The following is a 13,160-nucleotide window of genomic DNA, read 5'->3' as shown; positions in this document are numbered from 1 at the left end:
CGTGATCTCGCACGAGATTGTGGGCTCTGAGGTGCTACGCGGCGAATGCCGCCCGGCTTCGGTTGCCTGGCGCGTCGCCACCCGCACGCACTGCGCACAGCGATGGCCCCGCTCGGAGCAACCCGTCAATCTTGTCAGATTCGCCCCGCGATCGCAAAACCTCGCCGCAGCGGCCCCTCCGCCCGCGCCGGAGTGCACGCCGGCGTTTTGGGTCGTCGGTTTGAATGGGGTCCTCCGACGAGCGAGGCGGACGGGAGACCGACGATGAGCGAACCCATCGACGTGGAGGTGTGGGCGGACGTCGCCTGCCCGTGGTGCTACATCGGAACACACCGGCTCCGGGCGGGGATCCAGGCGTTCCGGCGGGATCCCCGTGCGCCTGACGTGCGGGTGCGCCATCGGGCGTTCCAGCTCGCGCCCGATCTGCCTGCCGACCACGCCGTACCCGAACGCGAGAGCCTCGCGGCCCGCACGGGCGCCGACCTCGAGCAGGTGGACGCCATGCTCGGCCAGGTCGCGACGGCGGCTCGCTCGGCTGGTCTCGCGTTCGACGTCGAGCACGCCCTCGCCGCCAACACCGCCCGTGCGCACGCGCTCCTCCAGTACGCGGCGGCCCACGGCGTCGCTGCACCGCTGTGGGACGAGCTGTTCGCCGCGCACTTCCGCGACGGCCTCGATGTCGGCGCGACCGACGTCCTTGTGGCCGCCGCCGAGCGGACCGGCCTGCCGCGGGAGGCGGCGGCCGCGGCACTGGACGATCCGCGATACGCGGCGGCGGTGGCCTCCGATATCGAGCTCGCGCTGCGCCTCGGGGTCACCGGTGTCCCGTTCACGGTCTTCGGGGGGCTGTTCGCCGTGTCCGGCGCCCAGGACGCCGCGGTCTTCACCGACGCGCTGCGACAGGTGGTCGCCGAGCGGCAGGAGACAGGAGCATGACCGGCACGGGCTCGTCGCGGACGCCCGAGGACGCGGCGGGCGTCCCCCGTGGCTGTGCCGACCACGACCGTGCGCCCGACGCCTCGACCGGCTCCGTGCCCGAGGCACCGGCTGACGCCCCGCTCGGCGCCCGCGGGCCCTTCGCCGGCCTGATGCCGTTCGGCCCGGCGGCCGACGCCCCGGTATGCGGACCGGCCGGCTGCGATCCCGACCCGCGCCCGCCCACCCAGCGCTGAGCCTCCGGTTCTTCGAGGGCCTCCCTCTGGGGCCCGCGTAGCTACGCGTCGGGCCAGGGAGCTACGCCGAGGTCGGGAAGCTACCCGTCCCCGGGTAGCTTCCCGACCGGAGCGTAGCGACGCCGCGGCATCGTCACCGGGGCGGCCGCGAGCCGGATCGCGAGCGGACCTCCGGCGCTAGGCTAGGCCGACGTGACCGAACTGACTCCCGCCCGGCTACGCGTCGCACCGTCCCCCACGGGGGACCCGCACGTCGGCACCGCGTACATGTCCCTGTTCAACCTGGCCTACGCGCGCCACACCGGTGGGCAGTTCGTCCTCCGCATCGAGGACACCGACCGGGCTCGGTACGTCGCCGACTCCGAGGCGCAGATCTTCGACACGCTGCGCTGGCTCGGCCTGCCATGGGACGAGGGACCCGACGTCGGCGGACCCTATGCGCCGTACCGGCAGTCCGAACGGCTCGACACCTATCGGCCGTTCGTCGACAGGCTGCTCGCCGACGGCCACGCGTACCACTGCTGGTGTTCGCCCGAACGGCTCGCCGACCTGCGCAAGGAGCAGGCCGCACAGAAGCTGTCGGTCACCGGGTACGACCGGTTGTGCTACGGGAAGACCCGCGAGGAGCGGGCCGAGCTGCCCGGGTTCAGCGACCGGCCGGTCGTGCGCCTGCTCGTGCCCGACGACGTCGACCTCGGGTTCGTCGACCTCATCCGCGGGCCGGTGAGCGCCCCGCGTCCCGACGACCAGGTGCTGCTGAAGGCCGACGGCTTCCCCACCTACCACCTCGCCGTGGTCGTCGACGACGCCCTCATGGGGATCACGCACGTCGTCCGCGGGGAGGAGTGGATCTCGTCCACGCCCAAGCACCTTCTGCTGTACCGCTACCTGGGGCTCACCCCGCCGGCGTTCGCCCACATGCCGCTGCTGCGGAACGCGGACACCTCGAAGATCTCCAAGCGCAAGAACCCGGCGGCCCGGCTCATGTGGTTCCGCGAACAGGGCTACCTTCCCGAGGCGCTGCGGAACTTCCTGCAGATCCTCGCGTATCCGCCGGTGGTGCCCGACACCGAGGTCGCGACGTTCGACGAGTTCGTCGCCGCGTTCGACTGGGCGAAGGTCAGCACGGGCGGTCCGATCTTCGACCTCACCAAGCTGAACTGGTTCAACGGGCACTACATCCGGTCGCTCACCCCGTCCGAGCTGGCCGCACGGATCGTCGCCCACCTGACGTGGACCGGCGAGTGGCCGTCTGCTCCCGACCCGGCGCGCGTCGATCTGCTCACCCGGGCGACCCCGCTCATCCAGGAGCGGCTCGTGACCCTGTCGGAGGCCTTGCCAAAGCTCACCTTCCTGTTCACCCCCGACGACGAACTGGTCGTCGAGGACGACGCGTTCGCGACACTCACCGCGGACGCGCCGCGCGTCCTCGACGCCGCCCGCGACGCGCTGCAGGGGCTGGAGCCGTTCGAGGACCGCGCTGTCGAGGCGGCGCTGCGCGCGGCGCTGGTCGAGGGGCTGGGGCTCAAGCCCAAGTTCGCGTTCGGACCGGTACGGGTGGCGACGAGCGGGACGCGCGTCTCTCCTCCGCTGTTCGAGTCCATCGCGCTGCTCGGCAGGGCGTCGACGCTGGCGCGGATCGAGGCGCTGCGAGCACGCCTCGCCTGACACCGGATCCGGCGCATCTGCCCGGTCCGACGCGAGGCGATATCCTCATCCGCATGACCGCCGCCGACGCGCCCGCACCGAAGGACTTCATCCGCGACATCGTCCACGCCGACAACGAGCAGGGGACGTACCGGCAGCGCGTCCAGACGAGGTTCCCCCCCGAACCCAACGGGTACCTGCACATCGGCCACGCGAAAGCGATCGTCGTGGACTTCGGGATCGCCGCCGACTTCGACGGGGTCTGCAACCTGCGGCTGGACGACACGAATCCCGACACCGAGGAGACCGAGTTCGTCGACTCGATCCTGGAGGACATCCGCTGGCTCGGATACGCCCCCGCCCAGGTGCTCCACGCATCCGACTACTTTCAGCGGCTGTACGACTGGGCCGAGCACCTCATCGACGCCGGCCTCGCCTACGTCGACGACCAGGACAACGAGACGATCTCGGCTCAGCGCGGCGGCTTCGGACGCCCGGGCGTCGAGAGCCCGTACCGCGACCGCCCGAGCGCGGAGAACCTCGAACTGTTCCGGCGAATGGCGACCGGGGAGTTCCCCGACGGATCCCGCGTGCTGCGCGCGAAGATCGACATGCAGCACGAGAACATGCAACTGCGCGATCCCGTCATGTACCGGATCCGTCACGCAGCCCATCACCGCACCGGGAACCGGTGGTGCCTCTACCCCACCTATGACTGGGCGCACGGGCAAAGCGATGCCATCGAGGGCGTCACGCACTCGATCTGCACCCTCGAGTTCGACACCCACCGCGCGCTGTACGACTGGTACCTGGAACACCTCCCCCTGCCGGGCGACAAACCGAAGCAGATCGAGTTCGCACGACTGGAGCTCACACACACGGTGACGTCCAAACGCAAGCTGGCCAAGCTCGTCACCGACGGCATCGTGGACGGCTGGGACGATCCGCGGATGCCCACCCTGCGCGGCCTGCGCCGACGCGGCTACCCCGCCACGGCGATCCGCGACTTCTGCCGCGAGATCGGGACGACGCGCACGAACTCACGGCAGCGCATCGAGGCTCTCGAATCGGTCGTCCGCCGCCAGCTCAACCTCACCGCGCAGCGCCGCATGGCCGTCCTGAAACCCCTCAAGGTCGTCATCACGAACTGGCCGACCGATGCGTCCGGCGCCCCTGTGGTCGAGGAGTTTCCGGTGTCGAACAACCCCGAGAACCCGGCCGACGGGACGCGCCTGGTGCCCTTCAGCAACGAGTTGTACATCGAGGCCGACGACTTCGCCGAGGTGCCGCCCCCGAAGTTCTACCGGCTCTCGCCCGGACGCGAGGTGCGGCTGCGAGGCGCGTACTTCGTGACCTGCACCGACGTCGTGAAGGACGCCGCCGGGAACATCACCGAGGTCCACGTGACCTACGATCCGGCGACCCGCGGCGGGGACTCCCCCGATGGCCGGAAGGTGAAGTCGACCATGCACTGGGTCTCCGCTCGGCACGCCGTCAGCGCGTCCGCCGCACTGTACGACCGGCTGTTCTCCGCCGAGTTCCCCGGCGAGGACACCGGCGACCCGCTGGACGACCTCAACCCGGCATCGCGGGAACTGCTCACCGACTGCCGCGTCGAGGCGGCTCTCGCCGACACGGTGCCCGGTGACGTGGTGCAGTTCGAACGGCTCGGGTACTTCGCCCTCGACCCGCAGACCCCGATGCTGTTCCATCGCACCGTCGGACTGCGCGACGAGTGGGCGGCGATCCAGCGCCGGCAGCGCTGAGGACGCCGGGGGTCGCCGGAGCGCGGGGCCGTCGGCACTGTCCGGTGCAGCCCCCGACCCGTGACCGGTGAGCGCCGTGCTCACGGGGCCACCCCTCCGTCAGGATCCTGCTGCGGCCCCGGGCGGCCGGCCCGCCGGTACCAGCGCGGCAGCAGCACCGGCGGCATCGGCACGCCCAGCACCGCAAGGAAGGCGAGCGCGATGCACGCGAGTCCGGCGAGGAAGACGCCCAGCAGGACGTCGTTGAGCACGTCGGTGCCGATCGCGGACGGTCTCCAGAACATCCCTGCCCCGGTCAGCGCGAGCGCGAGCCCGGTGAGCGGCGCGACGTAGCCGACCATCCGGTGGTCCGACGCGTACCGGGTCCAGCCCGTGAACCGCCGACGCAGCCAGTGCAACGCGACCAGACCCACCAGTCCCGTCGCGATCATCGCAATCCTGATGACCATGGGTACTCACCTGGTGCGCGGATCGTCCCGGCGACGACCCGGACGACGCCACGGCGCGGCCACCGCGAGCGCGCTCACGGGTTCGTCCCTACGCGTCTGTGGCGTCCGCCGCGCGAGCGAGGGCGGCGCGCAGGCGATCCACCTTGCCGGTGAGTTCGCCGGTCATGCCCGGACGGATGTCGGCCTTCAGCACCAGGCTGACGCGCGGCCCGAACCGTCCGATCGCCTCGCAGGCCCGGCGGACGACGTCCATCACCTCGTCCCATTCACCCTCGATGGTGGTGAACATGGCGTCGGACCGGTGCGGCAGTCCTGACTCCTCCACCACCTGCACGGCGGCCGCGACCGCGTCGTGCAGCGAGTCGGGACGGTATTCGGGATCGGACGGGTCGGCGGGGATCGGTGCCCCGGAGACACTCACGGAGAAGGCGACGAGCATGGTCCCATTGTCATGCACACCCGGGCGAACGCCCATCGGGTCCACAGAGTCGACTCGGCGGCGAGGAGACGGATGCGATCCGTCCATGAGGCCAGCAGGAGGCGCTTCCCGGCGTTGCGGGGCGTCCTTCATGGGCAGACGGCGACAAGAAAGAGGAGGCCCCGTCCCTCCCGGGACGGGGCCTCCTGCGCTGTCTGTGCTCAGCTCACTTGACGATCTTCGTCACGCGGCCGGCGCCCACGGTGCGTCCACCCTCGCGGATGGCGAACTTGAGCTGCTCCTCCATGGCGATCGGCTTCATCAGGTGAACCGTCATGTCGGTGTTGTCACCGGGCATGACCATGTCGCGGCCCTCGGGGAGCTGGACGGTGCCGGTCACGTCGGTGGTGCGGAAGTAGAACTGCGGGCTGTAGTTCGAGAAGAACGGCTTGTGACGGCCGCCCTCGTCCTTGGTCAGCACGTAGACGTTGGCCTCGAAGTCGGTGTGCGGGGTCGTGGTGCCCGGCTTGATGACGACCATGCCGCGCTCCACCTCCTCGCGCTTCGTGCCGCGCAGCAACAGGCCGACGTTGTCGCCCGCCTGGCCCTCGTCGAGGATCTTGCGGAACATCTCGACGCCGGTGATGGTCGAGTTCAGCTTGTCGCGGATGCCGACGATCTCGACGGCCTCGCCGGTGTGGATGACGCCGCGCTCGATCCGGCCGGTGACGACGGTGCCACGACCGGTCACGGTCATGACGTCCTCGATCGGCATGAGGAAGGGCTTGTCGGTGTCGCGCGCCGGCTGCGGGATGTACTCGTCGACGGCGTCCATGAGCTCGATGATCGAATCCGACCACTTCTCGTCGCCGTTCATCGCCGGGAAGGCGGCGACGCGCACGACCGGCAGGTTGTCACCGTCGAACTCCTGCGCGGACAGCAGCTCGCGGACCTCCATCTCGACGAGGTCGATGAGCTCCTCGTCCTCGGGGGCGATCATGTCGCACTTGTTCAGCGCGACGACGATCGCCGGGACGCCCACCTGGCGAGCCAGGAGGATGTGCTCACGGGTCTGCGCCATCGGGCCGTCGGTCGCGGCCACGACCAGGATCGCGCCGTCCATCTGGGCGGCACCCGTGATCATGTTCTTGACGTAGTCGGCGTGGCCGGGACAGTCGACGTGGGCGTAGTGCCGCTTCTCGGTCTGGTACTCGACGTGCGCGATGGAGATCGTGATACCGCGCTGACGCTCCTCGGGAGCCTTGTCAATCTGATCGAAGGCCGAAATCTCGTTCAGCTCGGGGTACCGGTCGTGGAGCACCTTCGTAATCGCCGCGGTCAGCGTGGTCTTGCCGTGGTCGACGTGCCCGATGGTGCCGATGTTGCAGTGCGGCTTAGTGCGCTCAAACTTGGCCTTTGCCACTTGGGCTCCTTCTGGATGTTCGCCACGCGTTCGCGGGGCGGTTCTCTCTCATGCTTTCTGGTCTGGTCGGCTGGGCCGGAATGACCCATACCGTACAAGTTTCTTGCACCCGTACGGCTCAGGTCAAACCTGTTCCCTACGGGCTGATCCGTTGCTCACTCCCCGCCGCGGCCCTTGGCGATGATCTCCTCGGCCACCGACTTGGGGACCTCGCCGTAGGAGTCGAACTCCATGGAGTACGACGCCTGGCCGGACGTCTTCGAACGCAGGTCGCCGACGTACCCGAACATCTCCGACAGCGGGACGAGGGCGCGCACGACCTTGTTGCCGTGAGCCTCGTCCATCGACTGCACGTGCCCGCGGCGGCTGTTGACGTCGCCGATCACCACACCCAGGTAGTCCTCGGGCGTCGTCACCTCGACGGCCATCAGGGGTTCGAGCAGCGCCGGGTCGGCCTTCCGCGCCGCCTCCTTGAAGACCATCGAACCCGCGATCTTGAACGCCAGTTCGGAGGAGTCGACGTCGTGGTAGGCGCCGTCCAGCAAGGTGACCTTGATGTCCTCGACGGGATAGCCGGCGAGCGGCCCGAACTGCATGGCGTCCTGGATGCCCTGGTCGACGGCGGGGATGTACTCCCGCGGAATGCGGCCACCCGTGACCGCGTTCACGAACTCGTATCCCGCGCCCGCCTCCTGCGGCTCCAGCGCGATGATGACCTTGCCGTACTGGCCCGAACCGCCGGACTGCTTCTTGTGGGTGTACTCGACCTTCTCGACCGGACGCCGGAGGGTCTCGCGATACGCCACCTGCGGCTTGCCGATGTTCGCCTCGACCTTGAACTCCCGCTTCATGCGGTCGATCATGACCTCGAGGTGGAGCTCGCCCATCCCGGCGATGATCGTCTGGCCGGTCTCCTCGTCGGTGTGGACGCGGAAGGTCGGGTCCTCCTCGGCCAGCCGCTGGATCGCGGCCGACAGCTTCTCCTGGTCGGACTTCGTCTTCGGCTCGATGGCCTGCTCGATGACCGGCGCGGGGAAGTCCATGGACTCCAGGACGACCGGGTTCGCCGGGTCGCACAGGGTCTCACCGGTGGTGGTGTCCTTGAGACCCATCACCGCGATGATCATGCCGGCGCCGATCGACTCGATCTCCTCACGCTTGTTGGCGTGCATCTGGTAGATCTTGCCGATCCGCTCCTTGCGGCCCTTCGTCGAGTTCAGCACCTGGGTGCCGGACTTGAGGACGCCCGAGTAGACGCGGATGTAGGTCAGCTTGCCCAGGTGCGGATCGGCCGCGACCTTGAAGGCGAGCATCGCCAGCGGATCGTCGTTGGACGTGTGCCGCACGATGACCTCGTCGGGATGACCCGGCTTGAAGCCTTCGATGGCGGGAATGTCCAGCGGCGACGGCAGGTAGTCGATGACGGCGTCCAGCATCGGCTGCACGCCCTTGTTCTTGAACGACGTGCCGCAGACGACCGCGGTGATCTTGTTGGAGATCACGGCGCGGCGGACGGCGCCCTTGATCTGCTCGACCGACAGTTCCTCACCGGACTCCTCGGACTCCAGCCACGCCTCGCCGAACTCGTCGTCGTGGTCGGCCAGGGTCTGGATGAGCTCCTCGCGCGCGGCCGCTGCCGCGTCGGTCATGTCCGCCGGGATCTCCTCGACGGTGTAGTCCTCGCCGATCTTCGTCTCGCCGTGCCACATCAGGGCGCGCATCTCGACGAGGTCGACGACGCCGGTGAAGGCGGCCTCGGCACCGATCGGCAACTGCAGGACCGCCGCGACGGCGTTGAGCCGCTCACGGATCGTCTTCACGCAGTAGTCGAAGGACGCACCGGTGCGGTCGAGCTTGTTGACGTAGCAGATGCGCGGGACGCCGTACCGGGTGGCCTGCCGCCACACGGTCTGGCTCTGCGGCTCGACGCCGGCCACCCCGTCGAACACCGCCACCGCGCCGTCGAGGACGCGCAGGGAGCGCTCCACCTCGATGGTGAAGTCGACGTGCCCGGGGGTGTCGATGATGTTGATCTGGTGGTCTTTCCAGAAGCACGTCGTCGCGGCGGACGTGATGGTGATGCCGCGCTCCTGCTCCTGCTCCATCCAGTCCATCGTCGCGGCACCGTCGTGCACCTCGCCGATCTTGTAGTTGATGCCGGTGTAGAACAGGATGCGCTCGGTGGTGGTCGTCTTGCCCGCGTCGATGTGGGCCATGATTCCGATGTTGCGGACCTTGGCGAGGTCAATGTCAATGTCGATGGCCACGCGGATCTAACCTCTCATCCTTCGCGTTTCAGGGCAGCTCGAACAGATCCGGCGTCGCCGGACGCTGTGACGAGGAATCACCAGCGGTAGTGGGCGAAGGCGCGGTTCGCCTCGGCCATCTTGTGGGTGTCCTCACGGCGCTTCACGGCCGCGCCCAGACCGTTGCTGGCGTCCAGCAGCTCGTTCATCAGCCGGTCCGCCATCGTCTTCTCGCGGCGCTGCCGGGAGAAGGTGACGAGCCAGCGCATCGCGAGAGTGTTGGCGCGGGCGGGCTTGACCTCCACCGGGACCTGGTAGGTGGCGCCGCCGACGCGGCGGCTCTTCACCTCGATGGCGGGGCGCACGTTGTCGAGCGCCTTCTTCAGGGTCTGCACGGGATCGATGCCCGTCTTCTCACGGGTGCCTTCCATGGCGGTGTAGACGATGTGCTGCGCGGTCGTCTTCTTGCCGTCCAGGAGGATCTTGCTCACCAGTTGCGAAACCAGGGGCGAACCGTAGACCGGATCTGCGACCACCGGCCGCTTCGGAGCGGGACCCTTGCGAGGCATTACTTCTCCTTCTTCGCGCCGTAGCGGCTGCGAGCCTGCTTGCGGTTCTTCACACCCTGGGTGTCGAGCGAACCGCGAATGATCTTGTACCGCACGCCCGGGAGGTCCTTCACACGCCCGCCGCGGACGAGCACCATCGAGTGCTCCTGCAGGTTGTGGCCGACGCCCGGGATGTAGGCGGTCACCTCGATGCCGGAGGACAGCCGAACGCGCGCGACCTTCCGCAGAGCCGAGTTCGGCTTCTTCGGCGTCGTCGTGTAGACGCGAGTGCACACGCCACGGCGCTGGGGCGAGCCCTTGAGCGCAGGCGTCTTGTTCTTGTTGACCTTGTCAGTGCGGCCCTTGCGGACCAGCTGCTGGATGGTTGGCACCGGCTGCTGTCTCTTTCCGTCGTGGTTCCGGATGCGTCCGACGCGGATGCATCCAGTGAGGTGGGGCACTGGGCAGCTCAGTCGTCCACCGGGAGCGGAACAGTGCCATGAACGCGGACCCTCGGCGCATCAGGGCAGCCGACGGAGCACGCGAACACTCGGGTCAGTCTCCTGACCCGAGTAGCTAGGTTAGCCGCGCCGACGCGCCGGGTCAAAAACGGGCGCCGGCAGCCGGAGCGCGGCCCGCCCGCGCCGGATCACACCCGCGTCCACAAGGCGTCGCGCAGGCGTTCCAGGCCGTCGGCGGGGCCGAGGAGCCGGTCGCCGCGCCGGACGACCGCGACCGGCTCACCGCCGACAGGGGCGTCGACGCCCGCGAGCAGCCCGCCGAACCCGGGCGTCCCGGGCGGCGCTGTGAGGATGAACGAGCCCGCGGGAGCCATCCGATGGGCGGCACGCGCCAGTTCGGCGAACGGATCGGACGCCGCCACACCGACGGCGCCCCGCAACAGCCGGGCCCGCGCTTCGTCGGACACGAGCGCGTCCGTGAGCGCCGCGCCCGCGGCGCGGGGGGTGGTGGCCAGTACCTCGCGGAGCGTCCCGGCGGCGGCCGTCGCCCGGTCGGCCCAGCGGGTCTCGCCCGTCGCCAGCGCGTAGGCGTGGAGCGCGGAGACCGCCGCGCTCGTGCCGCAGGGGACGGCGTTGTCGGTGAGGTCGCGGGGACGGCGGAACAGCGGCTCGGCGTCGTCGGCCGTGTCGAAGAAGCCGGCGCCGGCGCCGAAGCGGTCGACGACCACCTGCAGCAGCGCGCCGGCGCGGTCGAGCCAGGTCGCGTCGCCGAGCGCCCCTGCGAGGGTGACGTAGGCGCCGGCGAGGGCGGCGTGGTCCTCCAGGACGCCGGCGGCCGCGGCGGCCGTGCCCCCGCGCGACATGCGCCGCAGCCGCCCGTCGATCCAGTGGGTCTCCCACACGGCGGCGGCGGCGGCTCGCGCGAGGTCGAGCCAGGCCGGCTCCCCGAACACGAGCGCGGCCCGGACGAGGGCGTCGATCGTCCACCCGTTCCACGCGGCGATCACCGACTCGACGCGCATCGGGCGGAACCGCTCCGCCCGCACCGCCAGCATCCGCTCCTTCACGCGCGCCAGCCGGGCCGGGTCGGGGTTGCCCCGGAGCTGCAACGTGGACAGCCCGTGTTCGAACGAGCCCGTGCTCGTGACGTGGAAGACGCCGGCGGCCCAGTCGGCGTCGGCGGCGCCGAGGGCGTCCTCCAGCAGCTCCGGTGACCACAGGTAGTAGATGCCCTCGTGGACCCGGCCGCGCACATCGGCGCTGTCGGCGTCGAGGCTCGCCGCGAAGCCGCCCTCGTCGGTGCGCATCTCGGTCGCCAGCCAGGTGACGATGCCGCGGACGACACCGGCGAAGTAGTCCCGCAGGAGACCGTCGTGGTCGGCCGTGCGACACCAGGCGCGGGTGTAGACGCCGAGCAGCAGACCGTTGTCGTACAGCATCTTCTCGAAGTGCGGCGCCACCCATCCGGCGTCGACGCTGTAGCGGGCGAACCCTCCGCCGAGCTGGTCGTGGATTCCGCCGCGCGCCATCGCCTCCAGCGTCCGCTGCGCGACGTCGACGGACGCCGGCTCGCCCTTCACCAGGAGGGCCTCCAGCAGCGTGGGGACCGGGAACTTCGGGGCTCCGCCGAAGCCGCCGTGGACGGGATCGAAGTCGGCGAGGACGGCCGCCACCGTCTCCCGGAGGCCGACCGGCGCGGTCGCGTCGGACGCGGGCGGAAGATCGGCGATCGCCGCCGCGATCTGGTCGGCGCTCGCCCGCACCTCGTCGCGCCGGGTCGCCCAGGTGTCCGCGATGGCAGCGACGACCTCGGTGAACGACGGCATCTGCCCGTGCCGCTGCGGCGGGTAGTACGTGCCTGCGAAGAACGGCAGCCCCTCGGGCGTGAGGAAGACCGTCATGGGCCAGCCGCCCTGGCCGGTGAGCGCCTGCGTCGCGAGCATGTACACGGCGTCGACGTCGGGACGCTCCTCGCGATCGACCTTGATCGCGACGAAGTCCCGGTTGACCAGTTCCGCAGCGGCCGGATCGGTGAAGGACTCGTGGGCCATCACGTGGCACCAGTGGCAGGCGGCGTAGCCGACTGACAGCAGAATTGGTGTATCACGGCGCTTCGCCTCGGCGAACGCGTCCGGTCCCCACTCCCACCAATCCACTGGATTCTCCGCGTGTTGGAGCAGATACGGGCTTGTCGCGTTGACGAGACGGTTGGCCATTCCTCTGACTCCTGACGAGTGGCACGTGTGTCATCTTGGGCCGAGTGATACACGAGAGTGATACACGAAACAAATCTCGGAGAGTCTAGAACGACTCCCACTCGTCCAGCCTAGGAGGGACGCCGATGGTCACTCGCAGGAAGCCCACCCTGCTGGCCCAGGGCAAGCCCCGCACGCTCGGCGGGAGCGCACGCCCGTGGCGCGTGAGGCTGTATGCCCCGGAGGACGGCGGCACGAAGTATCAGGTGATGTTCCGCGCGCCCGCCGGCGAAGGCAAGCCGTGGAAGCGGGTGCTGCGTCGAGCCAACTCCGAGGAGGAGGCGCGCAAGATCTTCGCTCAGGCCGAAGCCGCTCTGGACACCGAGAAGGAGGCGCCCGCCGGCGCCGACGTCCGCGCCGCCCGGACCATTCGGATGCTCGGCGACGAGTACCTCCGCGATAGCCGTGAGCGCGGCAAGCAGCCCGGGTCTGCTGCACGATCAGGTGACAGTGGTTAGTCACGCAGCCTGAGTGGCTGTCGTGGTCATGATGGTCTCGTACTCGATGGGGGTCAATCGGCCCAGCCCGTCTTGGCGCCGGCGTCGGTGGTAGGTGCGTTCGATCCAGGTCACGATGGCGATCCGGAGTTCCTCGCGGGTGGTCCAGGCGTGCCGGTTGAGGACGTTCTTCTGGAGCAGGGAGAAGAAGCTCTCCATGGCGGCGTTGTCGCCGCAGGCACCGACCCTGCCCATCGATCCGACCATCGAGTGGCGGTGGAGCGCACCGACGAATTTTCTGCTGCGGAATTGCGACCCTCTGTCGGTGTGCACCGTAC

The 13,160-nt window shown here is 69.4% G+C and carries 13 protein-coding genes; 5 read left to right on the top strand and 8 right to left on the bottom strand.

The features are described 5' to 3' along the window. Window positions 1-264 precede the first annotated feature (264 nt). From G555_RS0103980 to G555_RS0103965, 4 genes are all read left to right on the top strand, one after another. A complete protein-coding gene (locus tag G555_RS0103980) occupies window positions 265-936 on the top strand; it encodes a DsbA family oxidoreductase (RefSeq protein ID WP_028707866.1) in 672 nt (223 codons plus the stop codon). Then, window positions 933-1,172, top strand: coding sequence for a hypothetical protein (locus G555_RS0103975; protein WP_028707865.1), 240 nt, complete (start codon window positions 933-935; stop codon window positions 1,170-1,172). The genes G555_RS0103980 and G555_RS0103975 overlap by 4 nt, the downstream gene beginning before the upstream one ends. A 267-nt stretch (window positions 1,173-1,439) precedes the next feature. Next, window positions 1,440-2,840 (top strand): glutamate--tRNA ligase, encoded by a 1,401-nt coding sequence (gene gltX, locus G555_RS0103970; protein WP_245581191.1) that lies wholly within the window; start codon window positions 1,440-1,442, stop codon window positions 2,838-2,840. A gap of 53 nt (window positions 2,841-2,893) precedes the next feature. Further along, complete coding sequence (locus G555_RS0103965) at window positions 2,894-4,585, top strand: glutamine--tRNA ligase/YqeY domain fusion protein (RefSeq protein ID WP_028707863.1); 1,692 nt, start codon at window positions 2,894-2,896, stop codon at window positions 4,583-4,585. A gap of 80 nt (window positions 4,586-4,665) precedes the next feature. On the opposite strand, the gene G555_RS0103960 is transcribed toward G555_RS0103965, so the two are convergent. The 7 genes from G555_RS0103960 to G555_RS17855 form a co-directional block, all read right to left on the bottom strand. After that, window positions 4,666-5,034, bottom strand: a complete 369-nt coding sequence (locus G555_RS0103960) for a hypothetical protein (protein ID WP_028707862.1) — start codon at window positions 5,032-5,034, stop codon at window positions 4,666-4,668. A gap of 88 nt (window positions 5,035-5,122) precedes the next feature. Beyond that, the gene (locus tag G555_RS0103955) at window positions 5,123-5,473 is read right to left on the bottom strand and encodes a thiamine-binding protein (protein WP_028707861.1); all 351 of its coding nucleotides are present in this window, start codon (window positions 5,471-5,473) and stop codon (window positions 5,123-5,125) included. Between the two features lie 205 nt (window positions 5,474-5,678). After that, window positions 5,679-6,875 (bottom strand): elongation factor Tu, encoded by a 1,197-nt coding sequence (gene tuf / locus G555_RS0103950; protein WP_028707860.1) that lies wholly within the window; start codon window positions 6,873-6,875, stop codon window positions 5,679-5,681. A 155-nt stretch (window positions 6,876-7,030) separates the two neighbouring features. After that, a complete protein-coding gene (gene fusA / locus G555_RS0103945; protein WP_028707859.1) occupies window positions 7,031-9,142 on the bottom strand; it encodes an elongation factor G in 2,112 nt (703 codons plus the stop codon). A 77-nt stretch (window positions 9,143-9,219) separates the two neighbouring features. Beyond that, window positions 9,220-9,690, bottom strand: a complete 471-nt coding sequence (gene rpsG, locus G555_RS0103940) for a 30S ribosomal protein S7 (RefSeq protein WP_028707858.1) — start codon at window positions 9,688-9,690, stop codon at window positions 9,220-9,222. Then, window positions 9,690-10,061, bottom strand: coding sequence for a 30S ribosomal protein S12 (rpsL, locus tag G555_RS0103935; protein ID WP_028707857.1), 372 nt, complete (start codon window positions 10,059-10,061; stop codon window positions 9,690-9,692). Before rpsL ends, rpsG begins: the two co-directional genes overlap by 1 nt. A gap of 257 nt (window positions 10,062-10,318) precedes the next feature. Next, a complete protein-coding gene (locus tag G555_RS17855; RefSeq protein WP_084634696.1) occupies window positions 10,319-12,346 on the bottom strand; it encodes a thioredoxin domain-containing protein in 2,028 nt (675 codons plus the stop codon). Between the two features lie 125 nt (window positions 12,347-12,471). Between G555_RS17855 and G555_RS0103925 the strand changes: the two genes are divergently transcribed. Then, window positions 12,472-12,843 carry a hypothetical protein gene (locus G555_RS0103925; RefSeq protein WP_028707856.1) on the top strand — a complete coding sequence of 124 codons (372 nt, stop codon included), beginning with the start codon at window positions 12,472-12,474 and terminating at the stop codon, window positions 12,841-12,843. On the opposite strand, the gene G555_RS0103920 is transcribed toward G555_RS0103925, so the two are convergent. Beyond that, window positions 12,844-13,160, bottom strand: a 317-nt coding sequence (locus tag G555_RS0103920) for an integrase core domain-containing protein (protein ID WP_028707855.1), incomplete at its 5' end; no start/stop codon positions are given.

Source organism: Propionicicella superfundia DSM 22317 (assembly GCF_000423465.1).
GTDB classification, from domain to species: Bacteria; Actinomycetota; Actinomycetes; order Propionibacteriales; family Propionibacteriaceae; genus Propionicicella; species Propionicicella superfundia.
This window is presented reverse-complemented; position numbering and strand designations above follow the sequence as displayed.

Coding starts and splice junctions, on each gene's coding strand:
- G555_RS0103955 (WP_028707861.1), bottom strand. CDS start 5,473: ATGCTCGTCGCCTTCTCCGTGAGTGTCTCCGGGGCACCGATCCCCGCC.
- G555_RS0103925 (WP_028707856.1), top strand. CDS start 12,472: ATGGTCACTCGCAGGAAGCCCACCCTGCTGGCCCAGGGCAAGCCCCGC.
- gltX (WP_245581191.1), top strand. CDS start 1,440: ATGTCCCTGTTCAACCTGGCCTACGCGCGCCACACCGGTGGGCAGTTC.
- G555_RS0103965 (WP_028707863.1), top strand. CDS start 2,894: ATGACCGCCGCCGACGCGCCCGCACCGAAGGACTTCATCCGCGACATC.
- G555_RS0103960 (WP_028707862.1), bottom strand. CDS start 5,034: ATGGTCATCAGGATTGCGATGATCGCGACGGGACTGGTGGGTCTGGTC.
- G555_RS17855 (WP_084634696.1), bottom strand. CDS start 12,346: ATGGCCAACCGTCTCGTCAACGCGACAAGCCCGTATCTGCTCCAACAC.
- rpsG (WP_028707858.1), bottom strand. CDS start 9,690: ATGCCTCGCAAGGGTCCCGCTCCGAAGCGGCCGGTGGTCGCAGATCCG.
- G555_RS0103975 (WP_028707865.1), top strand. CDS start 933: ATGACCGGCACGGGCTCGTCGCGGACGCCCGAGGACGCGGCGGGCGTC.
- G555_RS0103980 (WP_028707866.1), top strand. CDS start 265: ATGAGCGAACCCATCGACGTGGAGGTGTGGGCGGACGTCGCCTGCCCG.